The following is a 25,114-nucleotide window of genomic DNA, read 5'->3' on the forward strand; positions in this document are numbered from 1 at the left end:
CGTGCGCGTCCTGCTCGCCGGCGGTGGTACCGCCGGTCACACGTCTCCGCTGCTCGCGACCGCCGCCGTGCTGGCCGACGCCGGGGACGACATCGTCTGCCTCGGCACGCCCCGTGGTCTCGAGGTCACGCTCATCCCGCAGGCGGGTCACGCGCTCGAGCTGGTGCCGCCGGTGCCTCTGCCTCGCCGCCCCAACGCCGACCTGGTGAGGCTGCCGGCGAACCTGCGTCGCTCGGTCTCGGCCACCCTCGACGTGATCGACCGGTTCCGTCCCGACGTCGTCGTGGGCTTCGGCGGCTACGTCTCGGTGCCGGCCTACCTCGCCGCGCGCCGCCGGAAGCTGCCCCTCGTCGTGCACGAGGGCAATGCCCTGCCCGGCATCGCGAACAAGCTGGGCGCGCGCCTGACCCGTCACGTCGCCACCAGCTTCCCCGACACCGAGCTGCGCCACGGCACCTACATCGGCCTGCCGATCCGGCGCCAGATCGCCGACCTCGACCGTCACGCCACGCGCGCCGAGGCGCGCGCGCACTTCGGCCTCGACGCCGACCGGCCGACCATCCTGGTCACCGGCGGCTCCCAGGGCGCCCGCCGCATCAACACCACGATGTCGGCCGCGGCCCGCGACCTCGCCGAGGCTGGCGTGCAGGTGCTGCACGCTGCCGGCCGGCCCGAGGAGGTCGACCTCGACCGGCGTGAGGGCGACCCGCCCTACGTGGTCGAGCAGTACATCGACCGCATCGACCTGGCCTACGCGGCCGCCGACCTCGTCGTGTGCCGCTCCGGGGCCAACACCGTCACCGAGGTTGCCGCCGTCGGCCTGCCCGCCGTGTTCGTGCCGCTGCCCATCGGCAACGGCGAGCAGGCCCTGAACGCCCATCCGGTCGTGGGCGCGGGCGGTGCGCTGCTCATCGAGGACGGCGCCTTCACCCCGGCCTGGGTCGACAGCGCCGTCGTGTCGCTGGTCACCTCGCCCGAGCGCCTCGAGCGCATGTCGCAGTCCGCCTCGGGCATCGTGCGGCGCGACGCCGCCGAGCGCCTCGCCGACCTGGTGCACCGCGCGGGGGAGGAGCGCCGGTGAGGATCGACCTGCCGAGTGAGGTCCTTCCCGCCGACCAGCTCGGTCGCGTGCACCTCATCGGGATCGGCGGCGCCGGCCTCTCGGCGATCGCCCTGCTCCTGCACGAGGCCGGGGTCGACGTGAGCGGCAGCGACGGCAGGGACTCCGCGGTGCTCCAGCGCCTGCGGGCGGCCGGCATCACGTGCCACGTGGGCCACGACCCGGCGTACCTCGCCGACCGCGACACCGTCATCGCGTCCACGGCCGTCCCCGAGGACAACCCCGAGATCGTCGAGGCGCAGCGGCGCGGGCTGCGGCTGTGGCCGCGCTCGGCCGGGCTCATGTCCACGATGCTGGGTGACCGCCGGATCGCGATCGCCGGCACCCACGGCAAGACCACCACCACCGCGATGCTCACCTTCGCGCTGCGCGGCGCCGGGGCCGACCCGTCCTTCGCGATCGGCGCTGAGGTCGCGGGGCTGGGCACCAACGCCCGCCGCGGCGCGGGTCCGGAGTTCGTCGTCGAGTCCGACGAGAGCGACGGCGCCTTCCTGCACTACCGCCCGCACGCCGCCGTGATCACCAACATCGACGCCGACCACCTCGACACGTGGGGCACGGTCGAGGCGTACGAGCAGGCGTTCGCCGAGTTCGCCGGCACGGTCGAGGAGGTCGTGGCGCTGTCGGCCGACGACCCCGGCTGCCGCCGGCTGCGCGAGACCGTCGACAGCCCGCGTCTCGTCACGGCGGGGTTCGCCGACGACGCCGACGTGCGAGGTCAGGACGTGGAGGTCGTGGGCTCCACGACGCGCTTCACGGTCACGGCCGACGACCTGCCGCCCACCGAGGTCGTGCTCGCCGTCCCGGGACGCCACTACGCCGCGGACGCACTGCTGGCGCTGGCGATCGGCCGCGAGCTCGGTCACGACGTCGCCGGGATGGTCGAGGGCCTGGCCGGATACACCGGTGCCGCTCGTCGGATGGAGCCGAAGGGCGAGGCCGCGGGGGTGCGCGTCGTCGACTCGTACGCCCACCACCCCACCGAGATCGCCGCCGACATCGCCGCGGCCCGGGCCCTGGCCGGCGACGACCGCCTCGTCGTCGTGTTCCAGCCCCACCTGGTCAGCCGCACGCGGCTGTTCGGGGCACGGATGGGCCAGGAGCTGGCCGCGGCCGACCTCGTCGTCGTGGCCGACCTCTACCTCGCCCGCGAGGCCGCCGACCCGGACGTGACGTCGGCGCTGGTGGTCGGCGCTGCCGGTCCGCATGCCCTCGCCGGGGGACCGGTCCAGGACGTGCCGGGGTTCCTGCTGCCGCTGGTCCGGGCGGGCGACCTCGTGCTGACCCTCGGCGCCGGGGACGTCACCACGGTCGGGCCGGCGCTGCTCGAGCTGCTGCGGGACTCCGGCGATGAGTGACCGCTTCGCCGAGAAGCTCCGCCTGAAGCGTCGTCGCTCACGCTGGCGCATCGCCGGCGTGGTCCTGCTCGTGCTCGTCGTCTCGGCAGCCGTGTGGGCCATCTGGTTCTCGAGCCTCTTCGAGTCCCGCGAGGTCACCGTGAGCGGCACCGAGCACGTGCCGGTCGACCGGGTCGTGCGCACCGCCGAGGTTCCGCTGGGGACGCCCGTCCTGCGCGTCGACACCGAGGCGATCGCCGAGCGTGTGGCGACCCTCAAGCCCGTCGAGTCCGTGAAGGTCGAGCGCGACCTGCCGCACACGATCCGCATCGTCGTGACCGAGCGCGACGCGGTCGCCTGGGTCGACCGCTCGGGCACGCCCTGGGCCGTCGATTCGTCCGGGGTGGTCTACCGCCCGCTGAACTCGCGTCCGCGGCACCTGCCCGAGCTGGACGTCGACGTCGAGGACCGCCGTGTGGTGGCCGCCACGGCACGGGTGGCGGCCGACATCGCCGCGGGCGACCGCGACCTGCTCGGCGACACCGACACGATCACGGCCGAGACCCGCGACTCGATCGAGCTGGCCCTGTCGAAGGGCCGCACCGTGGTGTGGGGGAGCGCGGAGGAGGCGCAGGCCAAGCTGTCGGTGCTGCGCCCGCTGCTGCAGATCGACGCACGCAGCTACGACGTCAGCGCTCCCGAGCGCCCGACGACGCTCGAGTGACGCGCGTCCTCAGCCGCCCCACCCGCATCGAGTTCAACAACACACGCCCGACACGGCGTGTCATCGACGATCGTCCGGACGGCCCACCTAGTGTCAAACCATCGACGAGGTTGACATAACTATAAGCCTCCACTTGAAGTTTAAGGTTTGAAGGGGAACGACATGGCGGTCCAGAACTACCTTGCGGTGATCAAGGTCGTCGGCATCGGCGGCGGGGGTGTCAACGCCGTCAACCGCATGATCGAGGCCGGGCTCAAGGGTGTGGAGTTCATCGCGATCAACACCGACGCCCAGGCATTGCTCATGACCGATGCCGACGTGAAGCTCGACGTGGGTCGTGACTCCACGCGCGGTCTCGGCGCCGGCGCCGATCCCGAGATCGGCAAGAAGGCGGCCGAGGACCACGCCGAGGAGATCGAGGCGGCCCTCAAGGGCGCCGACATGGTTTTCGTCACGGCGGGCGAGGGCGGCGGCACGGGCACCGGCGGCGCGCCGGTCGTGGCGCGCATCGCGCGGTCGCTCGGTGCGCTGACCATCGGGGTCGTCACGCGGCCCTTCAAGTTCGAGGGACGCAACCGCGCGGCGCAGGCCGACGTCGGCGTCCAGCGTCTGCGCGAGGAGGTCGACACCCTCATCGTGATCCCGAACGACCGACTCCTGTCGATCAGCGACCAGAGCATCAGCCTGCTGGACGCGTTCCGCCAGGCCGACCAGGTGCTCTACCAGGGCGTCTCGGGCATCTCCGAGCTCATCACCACGCCCGGTCTGATCAACGTCGACTTCGCCGACGTGAAGTCGATCATGAGCGATGCCGGCTCGGCCCTCATGGGCATCGGCTCGGCGCGCGGTGAGCACCGCGCCGCCACGGCCGCCGAGCTGGCCGTCTCCAGCCCGCTGCTCGAGGCCTCGATCGAGGGCGCCCGCGGCGTCCTGCTGTCGATCGCCGGCGGCTCCGACCTCGGCCTGTTCGAGATCAACGAGGCTGCCGAGCTGGTGCAGGAGGCCGTCCACGACGACGCCAAGATCATCTTCGGCACGGTCATCGACGACTCGCTCGGCGACGAGGTGCGCATCACCGTGATCGCCGCCGGCTTCGACGGTGGCGAGCCCAAGCAGCGCGACGCCGCCCAGCCGGCGCTGCGCAGCCGTGAGCAGCAGGCCGCCGCCAAGGAGTCGGCGCCCGCGACGCAGAAGCCCGCCGAGCGCCCCGAGGGCTCCGAGCAGCGGGTCGTCACCGAGCCCGTGCCGGTCGGCCAGCCCGCCGGCCAGGAGTTCGGCGACGGTCTCGACATCCCGGACTTCCTGCGCTGACCGTGCCTGACCACTCCGCGCCGTTCTGGTTCCGGTCCGACCTGGGGGTCGCGTCGTTCGGTTTCACCGACGCGCGCACCGACCTGGGCCGGGGCCCGGCCGACGGATCACCCGCGGAGGGTCCGGGCGTGGTGGCTGCGGCGCTCGGTGGCCGCCCGGCGCTCATGCGCCAGGTCCACGGAGCGACCGTCGCCGTCGCCGACCCCGAGGCCCAGCCCGAGGCCGACGCCCTCGTGCTCGACCGCCCCGGCGTCGTGGCGATCGTCCGCGTCGCCGACTGCGTGCCGGTCGTGCTCGTCGATCCCGACCGGCCCCTCGCCGCCGTGGTCCACGCCGGCCGCGGCGGCATGGCCTCCGGAGTCGCCGGCGCGGCGGTCGGGGCGCTGCGGTCCCGCGGCGCCTCGCGCCTCGAGGCGTGGGTGGGTCCCCGGGCGTGCGGCTCCTGCTACGAGGTGCCGGCCGCCATGGCCGACGAGGTCACGGCGGTCGAGCCGGCCGCCCGCGCCACCACCCGCCGGGGCACGCCGGGACTCGACATCGGTGCCGGCGTCGTCGCCCAGCTGGAGCGCGCCGACGTGGTCGTCCACGACCTCGGTGGCTGCACGATCGAGGACGAGCGGTTCTGGTCCCACCGGCGGCAGAGCGACGCGGCCGGTCGCTTCGGCGCGGCCGTGGTGTTGCGCCGCGAGAGGAGTGGCGATGGACCGCCGTGACGAGCTGGCGCGGAACCTCTTCGCCGTCCGCGAGCGCATCGCCCGGGCGTGCGACACAGCCGGTAGGTCCTCCGACGAGGTGACCCTCGTCGTCGTCACCAAGACCCATCCGGCGTCCGACGTCGCGCTGCTGGCCGAGCTCGGGGTCACCGACGTCGGCGAGAACCGTCACCCGGAGGCGGCCGAGAAGCAGCTCGCCGCCGTCGACGCGGGTGTGGCCCTGCGCTGGCACTTCGTCGGCGGCCTCCAGACCAACAAGGCCGGTGCCGTCGCGCGCTACGCCGACGTCGTCCACAGCGTCGACCGGGCCAAGCTGGCCCGCTCCCTCGACCGTGGCGCACAGGCCGCCGGGCGCACCCTGCGCTGCCTCGTCCAGGTGGACTTCGACACGACCGACCCCGGGCGTGCGGGAGTGCCACCGGCCGACGTGCCGGTCCTGGCCGACGTCATCGCGGGGGAGTGCCCCCACCTCGAGCTCGGAGGCGTGATGACCGTCGCGCCGCTGGGCCAGGACCCCGCCCCGAGCTTCGCCCACCTGCGCGAGATCAGCGCCGAACTGCGGCGCACCACGCCGTCGGCGACGATGATCTCAGCGGGGATGAGCGAGGACTTCGAGGTCGCGATCGCGCACGGCGCGACACACGTGCGCGTGGGTCGTTCGGTGCTCGGGCAGCGCCCTGTACTGCAGTAGTCTCAACAACGTCAAGACCGAAGATCGGGAGTGAGCATGGCTGGCGCAATGCGGAGGATGGGCGAGTACCTCGGACTCGTCGAGCAGGCCGAGTACGACGACGCGCTCGAGTACGAGACGGAGGCCCCGGCTCGTACCGCGGCACCCGTGCGCCAGGCCGCCCCCCAGCCGGTCGCGCCGCGGTCCGTCACGGCCCTCGACGACCGTCGTCAGCCCGGCATGTCCGTGGCCGACCTCGCGCGCATCGAGACCGTCACGCCCCGGACCTACAACGACGCCCGCACGATCGGCGAGTCGTTCCGCTCCGGCGTCCCGGTCATCATGAACCTCTCGGACATCGGCGACGACGACGCCAAGCGCCTCGTCGACTTCGCGGCCGGCCTGGTCTTCGCGGTCCACGGCACGATCAACCGCATCACCGCCAAGGTGTTCCTGCTGTCGCCCGAGGGCGTGCAGGTCTCCGACGAGGACCGCGCGCAGCTCGCGGCCGGCGGCTTCTACAACCAGAGCTGAGGCGACGTGTCGACGATCGGCGTCGTCCTCTACAACCTGATCTACCTGGCGATCATCTTCGTGATCGCCCGGTTCGTCGTGGACTGGGTGCAGCTGCTGGCCCGCCAGTGGCAGCCGCGCGGCTTCATCGCGGTGCTGTGCGAGTTCATCTTCACGGTCACCGATCCGCCGCTGCGCGCGCTGCGCAGAGTGATCCCCTCCATCCGTCTCGGCGGGATCATGCTCGACGTCTCGGCGATGGTCCTGTTGCTGCTGTTGTTCATCGCCCAGTCCCTGGTGGTCGTGATCTTTTAGGTGATCGTTGAGACTTGAGCACCAGCCCGTTGTCCGGTGCCTAGGATGAAGCGGTACCGTTGATGAGGCCCCGAATCTTTCCCAAGACAGACCCGACTCACACGCAGAGGTGACCAGATGGCGCTCACGCCCCAGGACATTCGCGACAAGCAGTTCACCGCCGTGCGCTTGCGCGACGGCTACGACATGGGCGAGGTCGAGCAGTTCCTCGACGAGGTCGAGGTCGAATTCGAGCGTCTCGTCAGCGAGAACTCCGAGCTCAAGGCCAAGGTCTCCGAGCTCGAGTCCGCGCTCGAGCAGGCCTCGAAGGCCCAGCCCGCCCCGGTCGCCGCGAAGCCCGAGCCCGTCAAGGAGCCCGAGCCGGTCAAGGAGCCCGAGCCGGCTCCCGCCCCCGTGGCCCCCGCCGCCCCGCAGGAGTTGCGCGTCACCTCGACCTCCGAGGCCTCCACGGCCGCCGCGCGTCTGCTCGAGATCGCGTCGGCCAACGCCGACCAGCTCATGGACGCCGCGAAGGAGGAGGCCGACACGATCATCGGTGAGGCCCGCGTCGAGGCCGAGCAGCTCTCCGCCGAGGCCCGTCGCAACGCCGACACGCTGCAGTACGAGTCGCGCAAGCGCGCCGAGCAGCTCGACGTCGAGACCGAGCAGCGTCGCAAGGAGGTCATCTCCAACCTCGAGCGCGAGCGTCAGGAGCTCCAGGGCGAGATCGACCACCTGCGTGCCTACGAGCGCGAGTACCGCGCCCGCCTGAAGGCCTACTTCCAGGACCAGCTGGCCCAGCTGGAGGGCAGCCAGCCCGTCGCGCCGCAGCAGGGGACTGCGCTCGACGGCAAGGAGTGACGCTGCGACACCGCGCGTACTGAGTCAACGACGGCGTTCGATCCCTCAGGGGATCGGGCGCCGTCGTTCGTCTGTCCGGGTGCTGATCTCGACACGCGACTCGCGGCGCTCGCCAGCTACTCGATCACCCGGCCGGGGGTCGAGTGCCGACGAGCGCAGCGAGGCGGTGTATCGAGACCACGCGACGCTGGAGCGTCAGGCGCGGCTGAGGCTGACCGCGAGGCCGAGGTCGTCGTCGCGCACGTCGGCGGCGTCGCCGGGCTCGAACGAGACCGCGAGGACCTCCTCGGCGATGCTCGCGCCGTGCTCGCGCAGCGCGTCGGCCGTCTCGCCCTCAGCGGTCCACGTCAGGGTGATCCGGTCGGTGATCTCCAGTCCGGCGGCCTTGCGCGCCTCCTGGATCACGCGCACGGCCTCACGGGCCAGTCCGGCGCGGCGCAGCTCGTCGTCGATCGCCAGGTCGAGCGCGACGGTCTCGCCCTGCTCGTTGACGACCGACCAGCCCTCGCGCGGACGTTCGGTGACGATCACGTCGTCGGCCTCGACCTGCCACGTCTGGCCGTCCTCGCCGGTGACCGTGGCCTCGCCCTTCTCGAGCCGCGCGGCGAGCTCTCCGGCGTCGGCCGCGGCGATCGCCTGGGCGACCACCGGGGTCTGCTTGCCGTAGCGCTTGCCGAGCTGGCGGAAGTTGGCCTTGGCGGAGAACTCCACCAGGTCGGCGCCGGCGTCGGCCAGCGACCCGAGCTGCTCGATGTTGAGCTCCTCGCACACCTGGGCGCGCAGGTCGTCGCCGAGCTGCTCGAAGTGGGCCGAGCCGATCAGGGCGCGGCGCAGCGGCTGGCGCGTGCGGACCTTCGCCTCGGCGCGCGCGGCGCGTCCCAGCTCGGTGACACGGCGGGCCAGCGAGACCCGCTCGGCGAGACCGTCGACGCGCAGCGACTCATCGGCCACGGGCCAGTCCGCGAGGTGCACGGAGGGGGCGGCGTCGGGGTCGACCGGCACGATGAGGTCCTGCCAGACGCGCTCGGTGACGAACGGCACGAGCGGGGCCATCAGCCGCGTGAGGACGTCGAGGACCTCGTGCAGGGTGGCCAGCGCGGCGGCGTCGCCACGCCAGAAGCGCTTGCGCGAGCGGCGGACGTACCAGTTGGACATGTCGTCGACGAAGGTCGAGATCATCAGGCCGGCGCGCTGGGTGTCGAAGTCCTCCAGCGCGGAGGTCACCTCGCGCACGAGGTCCTGGGTCTGCGAGAGCAGCCACCGGTCGAGCACGCCTCGCTCGGCGGGCGGCGGCACGTCGGCACCGGCCGGGCTCCAGCCCTCGGCGCGGGCGTACAGGACGTGGAAGGCCACGGTGTTCCAGTAGGTCAGCAGGACCTTGCGCACGATCTCGGTGAGGGCGTTGTGGCCGATGCGGCGCGCCGACCACGGCGAGCCGGAGCAGGCCATGAACCAGCGCAGGGCGTCCGCGCCGTGCTCGTCCATGAGCGGCATGGGCAGCAGGATGTTGCCCAGGTGCTTGCTCATCTTGCGGCCGTCCTCCGCCAGGATGTGACCCAGGCAGACGACGTTCTCGTAGCTGGACCGGTCGAACACGAGCGTGCCGACCGCCATCAGCGAGTAGAACCAGCCGCGCGTCTGGTCGATCGCCTCGGCGATGTACTGCGCGGGGTAGGCGCGCTCGAACTTCTCCTGCGAGCCCTCGGCGTGGGGGTAGCCCCACTGCGCGAACGGCATCGAGCCGGAGTCGAACCAGGCGTCGATGACCTCGGGGACACGGCGGTAGGTGCCGGGCTCGCCGTCGATCGTGAAGGTCACGTCGTCGATGTAGGGCCGGTGCGGGTCGAGGTCGGACTGGTCGGTGCCGGTCAGCTCCGAAAGGTGAGCCAGCGACTCGACGCACACGACCTTGCTCGGGTCGGCGTCGTTGCGCCAGATCGGTAGGGGAGTGCCCCAGAACCGGTTGCGCGACAGCGACCAGTCGATGTTGTTCTCGAGCCAGTCGCCGTAGCGGCCGTGCTTGATGGTGCCGGGGTACCAGTTGGTCTGCTCGTTCTGCGCGAGCATCTCGTCCTTGCGGGCGGTGGTGCGGATGTACCAGGCGGGAAGGGCGAAGTACATCAGCGGCGTGTGGCAGCGCCAGCAGTGCGGGTAGCTGTGCTCGTAGTCGAGCTTCGTGAACAGCAGGCCGCGGGCGTCGAGGTCGGCGACGAGGGTCGGGTCGGCCTCCTTGAAGAACGCGCCGCCCACGAGGGGGACGTCGGCCTCGAAGTGACCGTCGGGCGCGATCGGGTTGACCACGGGCAGGCCGTACGCCTTGCAGACCGCCATGTCGTCGGCGCCGAACGCGGGGGACTGGTGCACCAGTCCGGTGCCGTCCTCGGTGGTCACGTAGTCGCCGAGCACGACGAAGTGCGCGTCGGGGATCTCGACGAGGTCGAACGGGCGGCGGTAGGTCCAGCGCTCCATGTCGCGGCCCGTGACGGTCTCGACGGCCTCCCAGCCCTCGCCGAGGGCGGCGCCGACGAGCGGCTCGGCCACGACGACCCGGTCGGTGCCGTCCGTCGCGACGACGTAGGTGACGTCGGGGTGCACGGCGACCGCGGTGTTCGACACCAGCGTCCACGGCGTGGTGGTCCAGACCAGCAGGTCGGTGCCCTCCCACGGTCCCGACGTCAGCGGGAAGCGCACGTAGACCGACGGGTCGACGACCGTCTCGTAGCCCTGCGCCAGCTCGTGGTCGGACAGCGTGGTGCCACAGCGGGGGCAGTAGGGAGCGACGCGGTAGTCCTCGACGAGCAGGCCCTTGCCGTGGATCTGCGACAGCGCCCACCAGACGCTCTCGACGTAGGGCGCGTCCATCGTGCGGTAGGGGTCGGACATGTCGGTCCAGTACGCCATCCGCTCGGTCATGGCCTCGAACTGGTCGACGTTGCGCAGGACGGACTCGCGGCACTTCGCGTTGAACTCGGCGATGCCGAAGGCCTCGATGTCGGGCTTGCCGTTGAAGCCCAGCTCCTTCTCGACCGCGATCTCCACCGGCAGGCCGTGGCAGTCCCAGCCGGCCTTGCGCTCGACGTGGTAGCCCTGCATCGTCTTGAAGCGCGGGAAGACGTCCTTGAAGACCCGGGCCTCCACGTGGTGGGTGCCGGGCACGCCGTTGGCGGTGGGCGGACCCTCGTAGAAGGTCCAGCGCTCGGCGTCGGCGCGGGTGCTCAGGCTGGCCGCGAAGGTCCCCTGCTCGGCCCACAGGTCGAGGATCTCTCGCTCCATCGCCGGCAGGTCGACGTGGGCGGGCACGGGGCGGTAGCGCAGCGCATCACCGGCAGCCCCGGAGGGAGCGGAGGTGGGCGGCACTGCGGGGGCGTTCGGGGCGTCCTGACTCACTCGGCCAATCCTACGGTGGGCCGACTTGCACCGGCCCCGTGGTCGGTCTACTGTCCCGGGCATGCCCAAGACCACATTGGCCGTGCGCGCGGACGAAGAGCCGTGGACCCCCGCCGAGGCCAAGGCCGTGCGCGAGGAACTCACCGAGGACCTCGCCAGGCTCAAGACCGAACTCGACCATTCGGCGAAGGATCTGCAGGACATGCTGTCCGGAGGGGTCGACGGTGCGGGCAACGACCAGGCCGATGTCGGATCGAACAGCCTCGAGCGTGACGCCGAGCTCTCGCTCGCCGCGAACCAGCGGGAGCTGCTGCTCCAGACCGAGAAGGCACTGGCCCGTCTCGAGGACGGCACCTACGGCGTCTGCGAGCAGTGCGGCGAGCCCATCGGCAAGCTGCGCCTGATGGCGTTCCCCCGCGCGACGCTGTGCATGGACTGCAAGCGCCGCGAGGAGCGTCGCTGACTCCCGTGACCCCGTCCACGGACCCGGCGGCCGAGCCCCTGGGCCGGCGCCGGGTCGGCCTCTTCGCCGGCGTGGCCCTGGCGGTCGTGCTGGTCGACCAGCTCACGAAGTGGTGGGCGGTCGCGCGCCTCGAGGGGCGCGACGCCATCCCCCTGCTCGGCGATCTGCTGAGCCTGCGCTTCGTGCTCAACCCCGGCGCCGCGCTCGGCACCGGAGCCGGATACACGATCGTGCTGAGCCTGATCGCGATCGCGGTCACCGTCACGCTCGTCGTCATCGCCCCTCGGCTGCGTGATCCCTGGTGGGCGGTGGGGCTCGGGCTGTTCCTGGGCGGCGCCGTGGGAAACTTGATCGACCGGCTCTTCCGTGAGCCGTCGTTCCTGCGGGGCCACGTCGTCGACTTCATCGACTACGCCGGGTTCTTCGTCGGGAACGTGGCCGACATCGCCCTGACGGTGGCGGCCGTGATCATCATCTGGCGGTCGTGGCGGGGTCACCGCTTCGACGGCACCCGGGAGGACTCGTGACATCGGACGACACCACCGAGGTGCGTAGCGTCCACATCCCGGAAGGCCTGGCCGGCGAGCGCGTCGACGTCGCCCTCGCGCGGCTGTTCGGCGTCTCCCGCACGCGGGCCGGCGACCTGGTCGCCGAGGGGCTCGTGCTGCTCGACGGCAGCGCGCCCATCAAGTCCGAGCGCGTCGAGCACGGTGCCCTCATGGAGGCCACCATCCCGGCTCCGCGGCGTGCCGTGGTCGTCGCCACCGAGGTCGAGGGCATGTCGATCGTGCACGAGGACGACGACATCGTGGTCGTGGACAAGCCCGTCGGCGTGGCCGCGCACCCCGGCGTGGGCTGGGACGGCCCCACGGTCTCGGGTCACCTGGCCGGCGTGGGCGTGCGGATCTCCACCAGCGGTGCCCCCGAGCGGCAGGGCATCGTGCAGCGGCTCGACGTGGGCACCAGCGGGCTCATGGTGGTGGCGAAGTCCGAGCGCGCCTACACGATCCTCAAGCAGGCGTTCCGCGACCGCACGGTCGACAAGACCTACCACTCGCTCGTGCAGGGTCACCCCGACCCGCACACCGGCACGATCGACGCACCGATCGCCCGCCACCCCAAGCACGACTTCAAGTTCACGGTGCGCGCCGACGGTCGCGCGAGCGTGACGCACTACGACACGCTCGAGGCACACCGCTACGCGTCGCTGCTCGAGATCAAGCTCGAGACGGGCCGCACCCACCAGATCCGCGTGCACATGGCCGCGATCAAGCACCCGTGCGTCGGCGACCCGCTCTACGGCGCCGATCCGGTGCTGGCCAAGCGCGTCGGCCTCGAGCGGCAGTGGCTCCACGCCGTGCGGCTCGGGTTCACCCACCCCGGCACCGGCGAGTGGGCCGAGTACGAGAGCCCGTACCCCGACGACCTCCAGCGCGCGCTGGACGTCGTCCGCGACCTCGACTGAGCGCGACACCGGGCGCGGGAAGCGCTGGCAGTGACGTTTGCGGGGCCGACACGCCGGTGAGCACCCGCGAAACGGCACGCCCACGGAATCGGGTGTGGACAACACGGGCAGCGGCGGCTGGAGGGCCCCACGCTTGCGGGTCATGGAGCCCATCTTCGCGACCGCGAGAACTCGTGTCGTGCCGGCAACGCCCGACGAGCTGCGAGGCCGGATGTGGGAACAGCGTGCACACGGTCTGTGGCGACCGGCCGGCATGGCGGTGGGAGAGGCTGACGGACGCGTCGCTGACGCGATAGGCCTGATGAGTCACGGGTGCGTCCTGGGCGGATGGGCCTCACTGCGCTTCCAGGGCAATGACGCATTCGGTGGCGGCGAGGAGCTGCGCCCGGCTCTCGTGCACTGCGGCGCCGGGACGCAGATGCGCCGCCGCACGGTCGTGGAGCCGTGCCGGGCCACCGTGTGGGACCACGAGGTGACGTCCTTGGAGGGCGTTCCCGTGACGACCACGGCGCGAGCCGTGTACGACGAGATGCGTCTCGCTCCTTCCCTCCGGGCAGCGGTCGTCGCCCTGGACTCGGCCGTCTCGGGAGTGAGGGACACCGCGCACACCTCGCTGCGTGCGGTCCAGCAGGTGGTGAGCTCCCACCGCAAGACACGGGGCATCGTTCGGGCGAAGCGGGCCCTGCTGCTGGGATCGGAGCGCAGCGCGAGTCCGTTGGAGACCCGGACGAGACTGGTCGCGCAGCTGGATGCCGGTCTTGATGCGCTCCTGGTCAATCCACCGGTCTTCGGTCCATCGGGAGCCCTGCTCGGGGTCGCCGATCTCCTCGACGAGGACACCGGGCTGGTCATCGAGACCGATGGCGCTCACCACCGGGACGCGCAGAACCACTCCGACGACAACGTCCGTGAGGAGCGGTTCGAGCGCGCGGGCCTGGTCGTGGTCCGTGCGACGTCGCTCGACCACAGGGACGTTCAGGGCCTCGTGAGTCGCATCCGGCTCGGACACCGCGACGGCCGGCTCTCCCACCGTCGCGACTGGACCCTCGAGCAGCCCTCATGGTTCCGCTCGTGGGGCCCGGGTCAGCGCTGGCGGTGACGTCCGCGGCGTCGTGACCGGCGTGTCGCGCCCGCAAACGTCACTGCCAGCGCTTCGCGTGGAGGCCGTCCGGCACAATGGGCGCATGAGCCCTGTCGTGCGCCAGTCGGAGAAGTTGAGGGATGTCCTGTACGACATCCGCGGCCCCGTCAGCGCGCGAGCCGCCCAGCTGGAGGCCGAGGGCCACCGGATCCTCAAGCTCAACATCGGCAACCCGCAGCCGTTCGGCTTCGACGCGCCGTCGGAGATCCTCCAGGACGTCATCGCCGGCCTGCCGACGGCGCAGGGGTACTCCGACTCCCGCGGCATCCAGTCGGCCCGCCGCGCGGTGGTGCACCACTACCAGCTGCAGGACGGCTTCCCGGCGATCGACATCGACGACGTCTGGCTCGGCAACGGCGTCAGCGAGCTGATCCAGATCGCCCTGCAGGCGCTGCTCGACAACGGCGACGAGGTGCTGATCCCCACGCCGGACTACCCGCTGTGGACCGCCGTTACCAACCTCGCCGGGGGCCGGCCGGTGCACTACCGGTGCGACGAGGACAACGACTGGAACCCCGACCTCGAGGACCTCGAGTCCAAGATCACCGACCGCACCAAGGTCATCGTCGTGATCAACCCGAACAACCCGACGGGTGCGGTCTACAGCCGCGAGACGCTCACGGCGATCGCCGACCTGGCGCGCAAGCACGACCTGATCCTCATGGCCGACGAGATCTACGACAAGATCCTCTACGACGACGCCGTGCACATCCCCATGGCCAGCGTCGCGCCCGACGTGCTGACCCTGACCTTCAACGGCCTGTCCAAGGCGTACCGGGTGTGCGGCTACCGCGCCGGCTGGCTCGTGGTGACCGGCCCGCTCGAGCGCGCCGAGGACTACCTCGAGGGCCTCACGCTGCTGGCCTCGATGCGCCTGTGCCCCAACGTGCCGGCGCAGAACGCGATCCAGGTGGCGCTCGGCGGCTACCAGTCGATCAAGGAGCTCATCCTGCCCGGCGGTCGCCTGCTCGAGCAGCGCGACACCGCCGTCAACGAGCTGCGCAAGATCCCGGGCGTCAGCGTGGTCACCCCGCGCGGAGCGCTCTACGCCTTCCCGCGGCTGGACCCCGAGGTGTACCCCATCAAGGACGACCAGCGATTCGTGCTTGACCTGCTGATGAGCGAGAAGATCCTCCTCACGCAGGGGACGGGCTTCAACTGGCCCGACCCCGACCACCTGCGGATCGTGACGCTGCCGTGGTCGCGCGACCTCGCCGAGGCGATCCAGCGGATGGGGAACTTCCTCAGCACCTACCGCCAGGACTGAAGCACGCGGGCGAGCCAGCCGCGGCGCTCGGGCTCGGGCTCCGAAGGGGTAGGCGCCACGGTCTGGTCGGCGAAGTCCCGCTTGCGCCAGGTGTGCTTGAACCCCGGGTCGGGCGTGCTCCAGCCGGGCCCGTAGATCGTCTCGAGGTACGCCACCGGGTCGGCCGGCAGCGGGCACCGGACGCCGAGCAGCTCGCCCTCGCCGGTGGGGAACATCGTCGAGCGGTCGAGGGCTCCCCGGGTGCCGGGGTACCACGCGATGCGGTCGCCCTCGAAGAGCGCCGAGAACACGTCGACGCTCTTCTCGCCGGTGGCCGGGGCGACGTGCCGGTGGCCGAAGAAGTCCCCCTTCACGGCGAAGCCGCGGGCGCCCAGGAACTCCTCCACGCGGGCGTGCGCCTCGGGCAACGTGGCCGCCTCGTGGGGCTCGAACGCCACGATGAGGTCGAGGTCGTCGTCATGGGGGATGAGGTCGCCGTCGCGGACGACCGCCAGCGCGGCGCCGTAGCCGAAGCACACGTGCGGGGTGAGCTCGCGCAGCGCCTCGGCGACCGAGACCGTGAAGCGGACGTAGTCGACCTTCTCCCGTTCGGACCAGAACCGGAACGACCGGGTCGGGCCGTGGGCGGTCCACTCCAGCGACCGCCCGAGGAGCACGTCGTCGGAGACCACGCGCGCGAAGGCGCGTCGCGCCTCGTCGGGGACCTTCTTCGCGACCTGCTTCATCGCGGCCCGGGCGTCGCGGTAGTCGCCGGCGATGGTCATCTCTAGCGGACCCACCAGCATCACGAACTCGGACCGGAGCTCTGGCGGCACCTGCGCGGCAGCCACGGACAGGAGGGTGTGGAGCAGCTCCCGGCGCTCGCGCGCGTCGTACACGGCCACGAGCTCCGCTCCGGGGGAGCCGACCTGCACCCGGATGTCGCGGTCCTCGACCGCCGCACGGGCGTCGATCGCGCGCAGCTGCACGGCGGCGACCTCGACGGGCTCGTCGAACGTGACCTCCGCCCAGGGACGGTCGTCGTGCTGCGTTTGGATCATCGGGCCGTCCCGGTGATCGGGGTCCAGGAGACGGGACGGCCGGAACGCCTCCTGCCGACCCGCGGACCAGCTGCTCGCGACGACGGTGCTGCGACTCGCCAGCGCGTCGGGCGGAAGGCCGTCCGTCGTGACGATGCCGAGGGACTGCAGGCGCAGAGCCCCGGGGGAGAGCAGGTCCACCCGCACCCGGTCGACGAGGGTGGGGCCGAGGTCGACCCGCAGCTGACCGCCCGGGCCCACGAAGTCGATGTCCGGGAGCCGGGCGCCCACCTCGCCGATGGTCCGGCGAAGCGCCGCTTCGAGGGAGGTCACGTCACCGCCTCAGGAACAGCGCCCGTGCCACGTAGGCGTCGTCCTGCCGGTACTTCGCGAAGCCGAAGCCCTCGACCGCATACGCGACGTCGAACCCGTGCAGGACCGCCTCGGCGTTGAACGAGGTCGGGTCGACGAATCGGCGGAAGTGGCTGCCGGTGACCTTGGCGCCACTGGAGTCGCGCAGGGTGCGGTACTCGACGGCCAGCCGGTCGCCGGGGGACGTCAGGGACGCCGCCAGGTCGAGGAACGCGGTCTGCTCCTCGTCGGTGATCGCGTGGACGAAGAAGCGGGCGTAGACCACGGTGGTGCCGGGTCTCACGCGCAGCTGCGCCGCGAGGCCGTCCTGGTCGATCGTGGCCGCGAGGAACTCGACGTCGAGGCCCAGGTCGGCGGCCTCCGCCGTGCACGCCTCGACCGCGGCCTTGGAGGCGTCGACGCCCGTGACGTCGTGACCGTGCGCTGCGAAGAACAGGGTGTCGCGCCCGGACCCGCTGCCGAACTCGATCACCCGCCCCGGCTGGTCGAGCTCGCCCGCCACGAAGGCAGCGAACTGCGACGGCAGGGGACGCGCCACGCCGCTGTCGGCGTAGTAGGCGTTCCAGTAGTCGTCGCGCTCCTGCGGGGCGTCGAGCCGGTCGGCGGCGCGGGCCATGCTTCCCCCTGGGTCCGGTGTCACGCACGCGAACCGTACGTGAACGTCCGGTTAACGTACACGGTTCGCAGGTCCCGGGGGAGGACCTTCGTCAAGCCGGCCGTGCGCCGGGTTCAGTCGGCCTGACGGAAGGAGCGGCGCACCTCGCGGGCCCCGCGCTCGTCGAGCTCTCGCAGCTCGCGCGCGATCTCGTCACCGGCCTTGCGGGCGTGATTGAGGTCCTCGCGCACCTGGTCGAGGTGCTCCTTCCACGTGCGCTGGAACCCGTTCATGCTGCCGATCTGCTCGTCCTCGGGCGTCATGCGGCCCTCGCGGATGGCGATCCTGATGTCGGGGATCTGCTCGTCGGCGCGGTTGAGGGCCTGCGCGCACTCCTGCAGCTGCTCGCCGACCGTGGTGAGGTCCTCGGGGCGGGACACGCGGGTCAGGTCGGGTGCGGCCTGCTGGTCGGGGGTCTGAGCCACCGAGGCGAGGGCCTTCTCGCGACGGGGGAGCTGCTCGACGAGCTGCTCGTCGACGCGGTGGACTTGGCGCAGCGCCTCCACGATGTCGTCGAAGATCGCCTGCACGCTCTGGCGGTAGCGCTCGGCGATCTGGTCGACCTTGCCGTCCATCGCCATCGCGACGGCGCCGTGGCGGTCGGTGAACTCGAGGCCGGCGAGGCGGCGCAGGGGACCGTCCACCTGGTTGAGCACCTGCTGGTCCATGGCGCGGATCAGCTGGGCCGCCTCGGTGGGCGGCTCGGGATCGCGACGCTCGCGGTCCCCACCGCCGCCACCTCCGCCGCCGTGACCGCCGCCCTTGCCGTCCTTGCGGGCCCTCTCCTCACGCTCCTCGCGCTCGATGCGCTCGTTCCGCTCGCGCTCGGCCTGCGCGACCCGCTCGTTGAGGTCGTCGACCTGGTCGCGCAGCTCCTGGCGCGCCTGACGCCAGCGACGACGCGCCTCCTCCACCGTGCCCTGGGCGTCGGTGAGGCGATCGGCCTGGCGGCGGACGGTCTCGGCCAGGTCGGAGAGCTGCTCGGCGTCGGCCTCGAGCACCTGTCCGATGGTGCCGGCCACGCGGGACATCGCGCGGACCGTGGGCCCTCGCGACTCCTTCGGCGCGTCGGCCTCGCGGAGCCGCTTGCCCACGTCGGTGAGCCCGGTGATGAAGTCCTCCAGCTTCTGCGCGCCGCCGCGCAGGCGCTCGGGGTCCCCCGGGATCTCGAGCGCGTCCGGATCGAATCGCAGGACCTGCTGCAGGTCGGCCACCATGATGAACCCCCGAGTTCGTCGAAATGCTGGCCCATTCCTACCACCGATCGCAGGTCTCGTCCCGTCAGGGCTTATTTCTGTCGGACCCTTCGTCCATGATCGGAGGATGAGTGACATGATCCGCGCGACCGGACTGGTCAAGCGCTATGGCGACGTCGAGGCCCTGGCGGGTCTCGACCTGGCGGTGCCCGAGGGCACCGTCCTGGGACTGCTCGGGCCCAACGGTGCGGGAAAGACCACGGCGGTCCGCATCCTCACCACCTTGCTCACGCCCGACGAGGGCCAAGCCACGGTCGCGGGGGTCGACGTCCTGACCGACCCCGACGGGGTGCGCCGGCGCATCGGCCTGTCGGGCCAGTACGCGGCGGTGGACGAGTACCTCACCGGCTACGAGAACCTCGAGATGGTCGGGCGGCTGTACGGAATGAAGGCCAAGGCGGCCGGAGCCCGGGCGCGCGACCTGCTGGCGCGGTTCGGCCTGTCCGACGCGGCCGACCGGCCGTCGAAGACCTACTCCGGCGGCATGCGGCGCCGGCTCGACCTCGCCGGCGCGCTGGTGGCCGAGCCACCGGTGATCGTGCTCGACGAGCCGACCACGGGCCTCGACCCGCGCAGTCGCCAGCAGATGTGGGAGGTCATCGCCGACCTCGTCGCGAACGGCGGCACGGTGCTGCTCACCACGCAGTACCTCGAGGAGGCCGACCTGCTGGCCGACAACATCATCGTCATCGACCGCGGCCGCTCCATCGCCGAGGGCACCGCCGACCAGCTCAAGTCGAAGGTGGGCGGCGAGAGGATCGAGGTCGTCGTCGACGACGTGGAGCAGGCGCCCCGCGTGCACGACTTCCTGGCCGAGGTCGCCAAGGGCGACGTGGCGCAGAACGATCGGGCGCTCTCGGCGGCGGTCAGCGGCTCGGGTGCCGACGACCTGATGCAGGTGCTCGGCAACATCCGCGCGGCCGGCATCGACGTCCTCGACATCGGGCTGCGACGGCCCACCCTCGACGACGTGTTCCTGTCCCTGACCGGTCACCAGGCCGAGGACGAGACGACCGAGCAGGAGGCTGGACGATGACCATCATCACCGAGCGCAGCGCACCCATGCGCGTCCTCAGCGACGGCTGGGTGTGCGCCAAGCGCAATCTCATCAAGATCAAGCGCGTTCCCGAGATCATGGTGTTCGTCCTGATCTCGCCCATCATGTTCGTGCTGCTGTTCGCGTACGTGTTCGGCGGCGCCATCGATGCCGGACCGGGCCTGGACTACAAGGAGTTCCTGATCGGCGGCATCTTCGCCCAGACGGTGGTGTTCGGTGCCACGTTCTCCGGCGCGGCGATGGCCGAGGACATGCAGAAGGGCTTCATCGACCGGTTCCGCTCGCTGCCCATGTCGCGCTCGGCGGTGCTGGTCGGGCGCACCGGCGCCGACGTGGTCTACAACGTGCTGTCGCTGATCATCATGGCGCTCACGGGCCTGCTGGTGGGCTGGCGTGCGCACGAGGGCATCCCCAAGATGCTGGCCGCGTTCGTGCTGCTGCTGGTGTTCGCCTACGCGATCAGCTGGATCATGGCCTGGGTCGGGTTGATCGTGCCGAGCGTCGACGTGATCAACAATGCGTCGTTCATCGTGATCATGCCGCTGACGTTCGTCTCGAACGCGTTCGTGCCCACCGAGTCGTTCCCGCCGTTCCTGCAGCCGTTCGTCGAGTGGAACCCCGTCTCGGCGCTCACCCAGGCCGTGCGCGAGCTCTTCGGCAACGTTCCTGTGGGGGTTCCGGTCCCCGACGCGTGGAGCCTGCAGAACCCGGTGCTGTACACGCTGCTGTGGGTCGTGCTGATCGTCGCGGTGTTCGTGCCGCTGTCGGTGCGGGCCTACCAGCGCGCGTCCACCAAGTAGCGCATCGGGGGAGGACTCCCACGCGGGCGTGCCTACCGACTCCGGTCGGGCGCTCACGTAGTCTGGAGTCCTTCCCCGACCCCTCGGCCGCCGGCTCCTCTGGCGGCCCGACACCTGTCCCCGGGCGGGGAACGAACGACGTAGCGGAGGCCGACGGCGACCATGGCGAGTGATTCGAGCTTCGTGCACCTGCACGTCCACACGGAGTACTCGATGCTCGACGGACACTCGTTGCTCGACGGGATGTTCGAACGCACCGCCGAGCAGCAGATGCCGGCGATCGCGATGACCGACCACGGCAACGTGCACGGCGCCTACGACTTCTGGAACACCGCGCGCAAGCACGGCGTCAAGCCGATCATCGGCCTCGAGGCCTACCTCACCCCCGGCACGCACCGCAGCGAGAAGAAGCGCGTGCGCTGGGGTCGCGGCAACGCGGCCGAGGAGGGCGGCGACGACGTCGCCGGCGGTGGCGCCTACACCCACATGACGATGTGGGCCTCCACCACCGAGGGCATGCACAACCTGTTCCGGCTGTCGTCGCTGTCCAGCCTCGAGGGCTACTACTACAAGCCGCGCGCCGACCGCGAGCTGCTGGAGACCTACTCGAACGGGCTCATCGCCACCACCGGCTGCCCGTCGGGCGCGGTCCAGACCCGGCTGCGCCTCGGGCAGTACGAGGAGGCGCGGCGCGAGGCCGCCGAGCTGCAGGAGATCTTCGGCAAGGAGAACTTCTTCCTCGAGCTGATGGACCACGACATCTCGGTCGAGCGCCGGGTCCGCGACGACCTGCTGCGCCTGGGCCGCGAGCTCGGCATCCCGCCGGTCGCCACGAACGACTCCCACTACACGCACCCGCAGGACGCCGCGGCGCACGACGCGCTGATCTGCGTCGCCTCCGGCAAGCGCATCAGCGACGAGAAGCGCCTGCGGTTCGACGGCGGCGGCTACTACATCAAGTCCGCCGCCGAGATGCGCTCGCTGTGGGAGGACAAGCACGGCATGAAGGAGGCGTGCGACAACACACTCCTGATCGCCGAGCGCTGCGACGTCGAGTTCACCGAGTCCACGGGCGGCTACATGGCTCGCGCCGACGTGCCCGCCGGGGAGACCGAGGAGTCCTGGTTCCGCCAGGAGGTCTGGCGCGGGATCGAGTCGCGCTACGGCACCGACTTCTCCGACGAAGTGCGTGCGCGCACCGAGATGGAGCTCGACATCATCGCGCAGAAGGGGTACTGCGGGTACTACCTCGTCGTCGCCGACTTCATCAACTGGTCCAAGGACAACGGCATCCGCGTGGGTCCGGGTCGTGGATCGGGCGCCGGCTCGATCGCCGCCTACGCGCTGCGGATCACCGACCTGTGCCCGCTGCAGAACGGCTTGATCTTCGAGCGCTTCCTCAACCCCGAGCGCCCGTCGATGCCCGACTTCGACATCGACTTCGACGAGCGTCGCCGCGGCGAGGTCATCCAGTACGTCACCCAGAAGTACGGCACCGACAAGGTCGCCCAGATCGCCACGTTCGGCCGGCTCAAGTCCAAGGCCGCGGTCAAGGACGCCAGCCGCATCCTGGACTACCCCTTCGCCATGGGCGACAAGATCACCAAGGCGATGCCCGCCGACGTGATGGGCAAGGGCGTCAAGCTCGCCGACATCTTCGACGAGTCGCACCCGCGCTACAACGACGGCAAGGACTTCCGCGACCTGCACGCGCAGGACCACGACGTGCGCAAGGTCTACGACATCGCGCTGGGCCTCGAGGGCCAGATCCGCAACTGGGGCGTGCACGCCGCCGGCGTGATCATGAGCAGCGACCCGCTGCTGGACATCGTCCCGATCATGAAGCGCGAGGCCGACGGCTCGGTCATCACGCAGTTCGACTACCCGATGTGCGAGTCGCTCGGTCTGGTCAAGATGGACTTCCTGGGGCTGCGCAACCTCACGGTGCTCAACGACGCCATCGAGAACATCAAGGCGAACCGCGACATCGACCTCGTGCTCGAGGACCTCGCGTTCGACGACCCCGAGGCCTACGCGCTGCTGTGCCGCGGCGACACGCTCGGCGTGTTCCAGCTCGACTCGCCGCCCATCCGCCAGCTGCTCAAGCAGATGCAGCCCGACAACTTCGAGGACATCAGCGCCGTCATCGCGCTCTACCGTCCCGGTCCGATGGGCGCGGACAGCCACACGAACTACGCCAAGCGCAAGAACGGCCGCCAGGAGATCGACTACATCCATCCTGAGCTGACCGAGGCGCTCAAGCCGATCCTGGGCACGACCTACGGGCTGATCGTGTACCAGGAGCAGGTCATGGAGATCGCCCAGGTGCTGGCCGGGTACTCGCTCGGACAGGCCGACAACCTGCGTCGCGCCATGGGCAAGAAAAAGCGCGAGGTCCTCCAGCAGGAGTTCGTCGGCTTCGAGGCCGGCATGGTCGAGCGCGGCTTCTCCACGAACGCCGTCAAGACGCTGTGGGAGATCCTCGTCCCGTTCGCCGACTACGCGTTCAACAAGGCGCACTCGGCCTCGTACGGCGTCATCAGCTACTGGACCGCCTACCTCAAGGCGCGCTACCCGGCCGAGTACATGGCGGCCCTGCTGACCAGCGTCAAGGACGACAAGGACAAATCGGCTCTCTACCTGGCCGAGTGCCGGCGCCTGGGCATCAAGGTGCTGCCGCCCGACGTCAACGACTCGGTGGCGAACTTCGCCTCGGTCGGTCCCGACATCCGCTTCGGCCTCACCGCGGTGCGCAATGTCGGCGCCAACGTCGTGGCCGGGATCATCGAGGCGCGCGAGACCAAGGGCGCCTTCACCGACTTCGCCGACTTCCTCGACAAGGTCCCCACGCAGGTGTGCAACAAGCGCGTCCTCGACTCGCTGATCAAGGCCGGCGCGTTCGACTCCCTCGGGCACGGCCGGCGCGCGCTGGCCTCGATCGCCGAGGAGGCGGTCGACCAGTACATCGACATCAAGCGCAACGCGGCCATCGGCCAGGACTCGCTGTTCGGCGCGTTCGAGGAGGAGTTCGACGGGCTCGGCATCACCGTGCCGGACATCGCCGACTGGGAGAAGACGCAGAAGCTCGCGTTCGAGCGCGACATGCTGGGCCTCTACGTGTCCGACCACCCCCTCGGCGGGCTCGAGCACGTGCTGGCGGCCAACTCCGACTCCTCGATCGGCACGCTGCTCGACGGCGACCGCCCCGACGGCGACGTGCTGAAGCTGTGCGGCCTGGTCACCAGCGTCCAGCGTCGGATGAGCAAGAAGGGCGACACGTGGGCGACGATCACCCTCGAGGACCTCGAGGGCTCGGTCGACATCGCGGTGTTCCCCGCGGCCTACAACCTCGCCGCCTCGGTGCTCACCCAGGACTCGCTCGTCGTGGCGAAGGTCCGGGTGCGGCGCAACGACGACGGCATGGACCTGTCGGCCAACGAGGTCACCCGCCCGGCGATCGGGGAGGGGCGCACCGACCAGCCGCTCGTCGTCAGCCTGGCCGCCTCGCGCTGCACGCTGGACACGATCAACGCCTTCAAGCAGGTGCTCGGGGCGCACCCGGGCGTCACCGAGGTGCACCTGAGACTCTCCGGCCAGGGCAAGACCACGACGATGCGCCTCGACCAGGGACTGCGGGTGTCCACCACGTCGTCGCTGTTCGCCGACCTGAAGGAACTGCTCGGACCGGGGTGCCTCGCGTGACCCGCACGTCGCGCGTCCTGCTGGCGGTCGTCGCCGGAGGAATCCCGGCGGCGGTCGCGTGGTGGGCCTTCGGGCGGCCCTCGCAGTGGCTGGCCACCGAGCGCGGGCTCGTGCTCACCGAGGTCAACGCCACCGGCAGCTTCCAGGTCGTGGCGGTGTTCGTCGTCGTCGGGATCGTCTTCGGCGTCCTCGCGGGCGTCGCCACCCACCGGCTCACGCGCCCCGGACGGTGGGAGACCGTCCTCGGGCTCGCCGCGGCGTCCAGCGCCGCCTCGCTCGTGTGCTGGCGGCTCGGGATCTGGCTCGGGCCGCCGCCGCCGGAGAGCGTCAAGGGCCTGGAGGTCGGTGACGAGGTGTCGGCCCAGTTCGCGGTCGACGGGATCGTCCCGTTCCTCGTGTGGCCGCTCGTCGCGGTGCTGAGCTACACGCTCGCGCTCTACCTCAGCTCCGACGGGGAAGACGACGACGAGGAGCTCGCGGACGAGGTCAGCGAGCGATCCGAGCCGTGACGGCCCGGGTCTGAGCCACCAGGTCGTCGGGCGAGATCTCCAGGTCGAGCCCTCTCCGGCCGCCCGAGACGAACACCGTCGGGTGGGTCATCGCGCTGGCGTCGACCACCGTGCGGTGCAGGCGGCGCTGCCCGAACGGGCTGATCCCACCGAGGACGTACCCCGTGGCGCGCTGGGCGGCGGCCGCATCGGCCAGCTGCGCGCGCTTGCCGTTCAGCGCCGCCGCGGCGCGCTTGAGGTCGAGACTGCCCGAGACGGGGACGACCGCCACGGCCAGCGTGCCGTCGACGTCGATCATCAGCGTCTTGAAGACCCGCGCCGGCTCCAGCCCGAGGGCGTCGGCGGCCTCGAGCCCGTAGGAGCGGGCTCGCGGGTCGTGCTCGTAGGCGTGGGCGGTGACCGTCACGCCTGCGCGGTGCAGTGCCGCGAGCGCCGGGGTCGCGTCGCCGACTTTCTTGTTGACCACCTGCGTGAGGCT

At 71.0% G+C, this 25,114-nt stretch carries 23 protein-coding genes; 18 read left to right on the plus strand and 5 right to left on the minus strand.

Annotated features, from left to right (window positions below; translation table 11 throughout):
- Position 1: 1 nt before the first annotated feature.
- The 9 genes from murG (at position 2) to H1W00_RS15990 (ending at position 7,543) form a co-directional block, all read left to right on the plus strand.
- Positions 2-1,081, plus strand: a complete 1,080-nt coding sequence (gene murG, locus H1W00_RS15950; protein WP_181756783.1) for an undecaprenyldiphospho-muramoylpentapeptide beta-N-acetylglucosaminyltransferase — start codon at positions 2-4, stop codon at positions 1,079-1,081.
- Complete coding sequence (gene murC, locus H1W00_RS15955) at positions 1,078-2,478, plus strand: UDP-N-acetylmuramate--L-alanine ligase (protein WP_181756784.1); 1,401 nt, start codon at positions 1,078-1,080, stop codon at positions 2,476-2,478. The genes murG and murC overlap by 4 nt, the downstream gene beginning before the upstream one ends.
- The gene (locus H1W00_RS15960; protein ID WP_181756785.1) at positions 2,471-3,181 is read left to right on the plus strand and encodes a cell division protein FtsQ/DivIB; all 711 of its coding nucleotides are present in this window, start codon (positions 2,471-2,473) and stop codon (positions 3,179-3,181) included. The genes murC and H1W00_RS15960 overlap by 8 nt, the downstream gene beginning before the upstream one ends.
- Positions 3,182-3,343: 162 nt before the next feature.
- Positions 3,344-4,492, plus strand: coding sequence for a cell division protein FtsZ (gene ftsZ, locus H1W00_RS15965; RefSeq protein WP_181756786.1), 1,149 nt, complete (start codon positions 3,344-3,346; stop codon positions 4,490-4,492).
- A 2-nt stretch (positions 4,493-4,494) separates the two neighbouring features.
- The gene (locus tag H1W00_RS15970) at positions 4,495-5,205 is read left to right on the plus strand and encodes a laccase domain-containing protein (RefSeq protein ID WP_181756787.1); all 711 of its coding nucleotides are present in this window, start codon (positions 4,495-4,497) and stop codon (positions 5,203-5,205) included.
- Entirely contained in the window at positions 5,192-5,896 is a 705-nt protein-coding gene (locus H1W00_RS15975; RefSeq protein WP_181756788.1) for a YggS family pyridoxal phosphate-dependent enzyme, read from the plus strand. Before H1W00_RS15970 ends, H1W00_RS15975 begins: the two co-directional genes overlap by 14 nt.
- Positions 5,897-5,932: 36 nt before the next feature.
- On the plus strand, positions 5,933-6,409 hold the full coding sequence (locus H1W00_RS15980) for a cell division protein SepF (RefSeq protein WP_181756789.1): 477 nt from the start codon (positions 5,933-5,935) through the stop codon (positions 6,407-6,409).
- Between the two features lie 6 nt (positions 6,410-6,415).
- A complete protein-coding gene (locus H1W00_RS15985; RefSeq protein WP_078700740.1) occupies positions 6,416-6,703 on the plus strand; it encodes a YggT family protein in 288 nt (95 codons plus the stop codon).
- 117 nt (positions 6,704-6,820) lie between these two features.
- Complete coding sequence (locus H1W00_RS15990; RefSeq protein WP_181756790.1) at positions 6,821-7,543, plus strand: DivIVA domain-containing protein; 723 nt, start codon at positions 6,821-6,823, stop codon at positions 7,541-7,543.
- Between the two features lie 195 nt (positions 7,544-7,738).
- Here H1W00_RS15990 and ileS read toward each other — a convergent pair whose 3' ends face one another.
- Entirely contained in the window at positions 7,739-10,900 is a 3,162-nt protein-coding gene (gene ileS, locus H1W00_RS15995; protein ID WP_338072931.1) for an isoleucine--tRNA ligase, read from the minus strand.
- Between the two features lie 91 nt (positions 10,901-10,991).
- Here ileS and H1W00_RS16000 point away from each other — a divergent pair, with 91 nt between their 5' ends.
- The 5 genes from H1W00_RS16000 (at position 10,992) to H1W00_RS16020 (ending at position 15,266) form a co-directional block, all read left to right on the plus strand.
- A complete protein-coding gene (locus H1W00_RS16000) occupies positions 10,992-11,393 on the plus strand; it encodes a TraR/DksA family transcriptional regulator (RefSeq protein WP_181756792.1) in 402 nt (133 codons plus the stop codon).
- 5 nt (positions 11,394-11,398) lie between these two features.
- Complete coding sequence (gene lspA / locus H1W00_RS16005; RefSeq protein WP_181756793.1) at positions 11,399-11,920, plus strand: signal peptidase II; 522 nt, start codon at positions 11,399-11,401, stop codon at positions 11,918-11,920.
- Positions 11,917-12,858 (plus strand): RluA family pseudouridine synthase, encoded by a 942-nt coding sequence (locus H1W00_RS16010; protein WP_181756794.1) that lies wholly within the window; start codon positions 11,917-11,919, stop codon positions 12,856-12,858. Before lspA ends, H1W00_RS16010 begins: the two co-directional genes overlap by 4 nt.
- A gap of 301 nt (positions 12,859-13,159) precedes the next feature.
- On the plus strand, positions 13,160-13,957 hold the full coding sequence (locus H1W00_RS16015; RefSeq protein WP_181756795.1) for a hypothetical protein: 798 nt from the start codon (positions 13,160-13,162) through the stop codon (positions 13,955-13,957).
- A gap of 85 nt (positions 13,958-14,042) precedes the next feature.
- Positions 14,043-15,266 carry a pyridoxal phosphate-dependent aminotransferase gene (locus tag H1W00_RS16020; protein ID WP_181756796.1) on the plus strand — a complete coding sequence of 408 codons (1,224 nt, stop codon included), beginning with the start codon at positions 14,043-14,045 and terminating at the stop codon, positions 15,264-15,266.
- On the opposite strand, the gene H1W00_RS16025 is transcribed toward H1W00_RS16020, so the two are convergent.
- The 3 genes from H1W00_RS16025 to H1W00_RS16035 form a co-directional block, all read right to left on the minus strand.
- Positions 15,251-16,618, minus strand: a complete 1,368-nt coding sequence (locus H1W00_RS16025; protein ID WP_181756797.1) for a hypothetical protein — start codon at positions 16,616-16,618, stop codon at positions 15,251-15,253. The two genes, H1W00_RS16020 and H1W00_RS16025, sit on opposite strands and share 16 nt — an antisense overlap.
- Before the next feature lies 1 nt (position 16,619).
- Positions 16,620-17,273, minus strand: a complete 654-nt coding sequence (locus tag H1W00_RS16030) for a class I SAM-dependent methyltransferase (RefSeq protein ID WP_181756798.1) — start codon at positions 17,271-17,273, stop codon at positions 16,620-16,622.
- Between the two features lie 113 nt (positions 17,274-17,386).
- Entirely contained in the window at positions 17,387-18,529 is a 1,143-nt protein-coding gene (locus H1W00_RS16035) for a putative T7SS-secreted protein (RefSeq protein ID WP_181756799.1), read from the minus strand.
- A 106-nt stretch (positions 18,530-18,635) separates the two neighbouring features.
- Here H1W00_RS16035 and H1W00_RS16040 point away from each other — a divergent pair, with 106 nt between their 5' ends.
- From H1W00_RS16040 to H1W00_RS16055, 4 genes are all read left to right on the plus strand, one after another.
- On the plus strand, positions 18,636-19,604 hold the full coding sequence (locus H1W00_RS16040) for an ATP-binding cassette domain-containing protein (protein WP_181756800.1): 969 nt from the start codon (positions 18,636-18,638) through the stop codon (positions 19,602-19,604).
- A complete protein-coding gene (locus H1W00_RS16045; RefSeq protein ID WP_181756801.1) occupies positions 19,601-20,425 on the plus strand; it encodes an ABC transporter permease in 825 nt (274 codons plus the stop codon). Before H1W00_RS16040 ends, H1W00_RS16045 begins: the two co-directional genes overlap by 4 nt.
- A 162-nt stretch (positions 20,426-20,587) precedes the next feature.
- A complete protein-coding gene (gene dnaE / locus H1W00_RS16050; protein ID WP_181756802.1) occupies positions 20,588-24,127 on the plus strand; it encodes a DNA polymerase III subunit alpha in 3,540 nt (1,179 codons plus the stop codon).
- Positions 24,124-24,636 carry a hypothetical protein gene (locus H1W00_RS16055; protein ID WP_181756803.1) on the plus strand — a complete coding sequence of 171 codons (513 nt, stop codon included), beginning with the start codon at positions 24,124-24,126 and terminating at the stop codon, positions 24,634-24,636. Before dnaE ends, H1W00_RS16055 begins: the two co-directional genes overlap by 4 nt.
- Here the strand turns inward: H1W00_RS16055 and ybaK are convergent.
- Complete coding sequence (ybaK, locus tag H1W00_RS16060) at positions 24,614-25,102, minus strand: Cys-tRNA(Pro) deacylase (protein WP_181756804.1); 489 nt, start codon at positions 25,100-25,102, stop codon at positions 24,614-24,616. The genes H1W00_RS16055 and ybaK overlap by 23 nt on opposite strands.
- Between the last annotated feature and the right edge of the window lie 12 nt (positions 25,103-25,114).

The organism is Aeromicrobium phoceense (genome assembly GCF_013868155.1).
In the GTDB taxonomy this organism is placed as follows: domain Bacteria; phylum Actinomycetota; class Actinomycetes; order Propionibacteriales; family Nocardioidaceae; genus Aeromicrobium; species Aeromicrobium phoceense.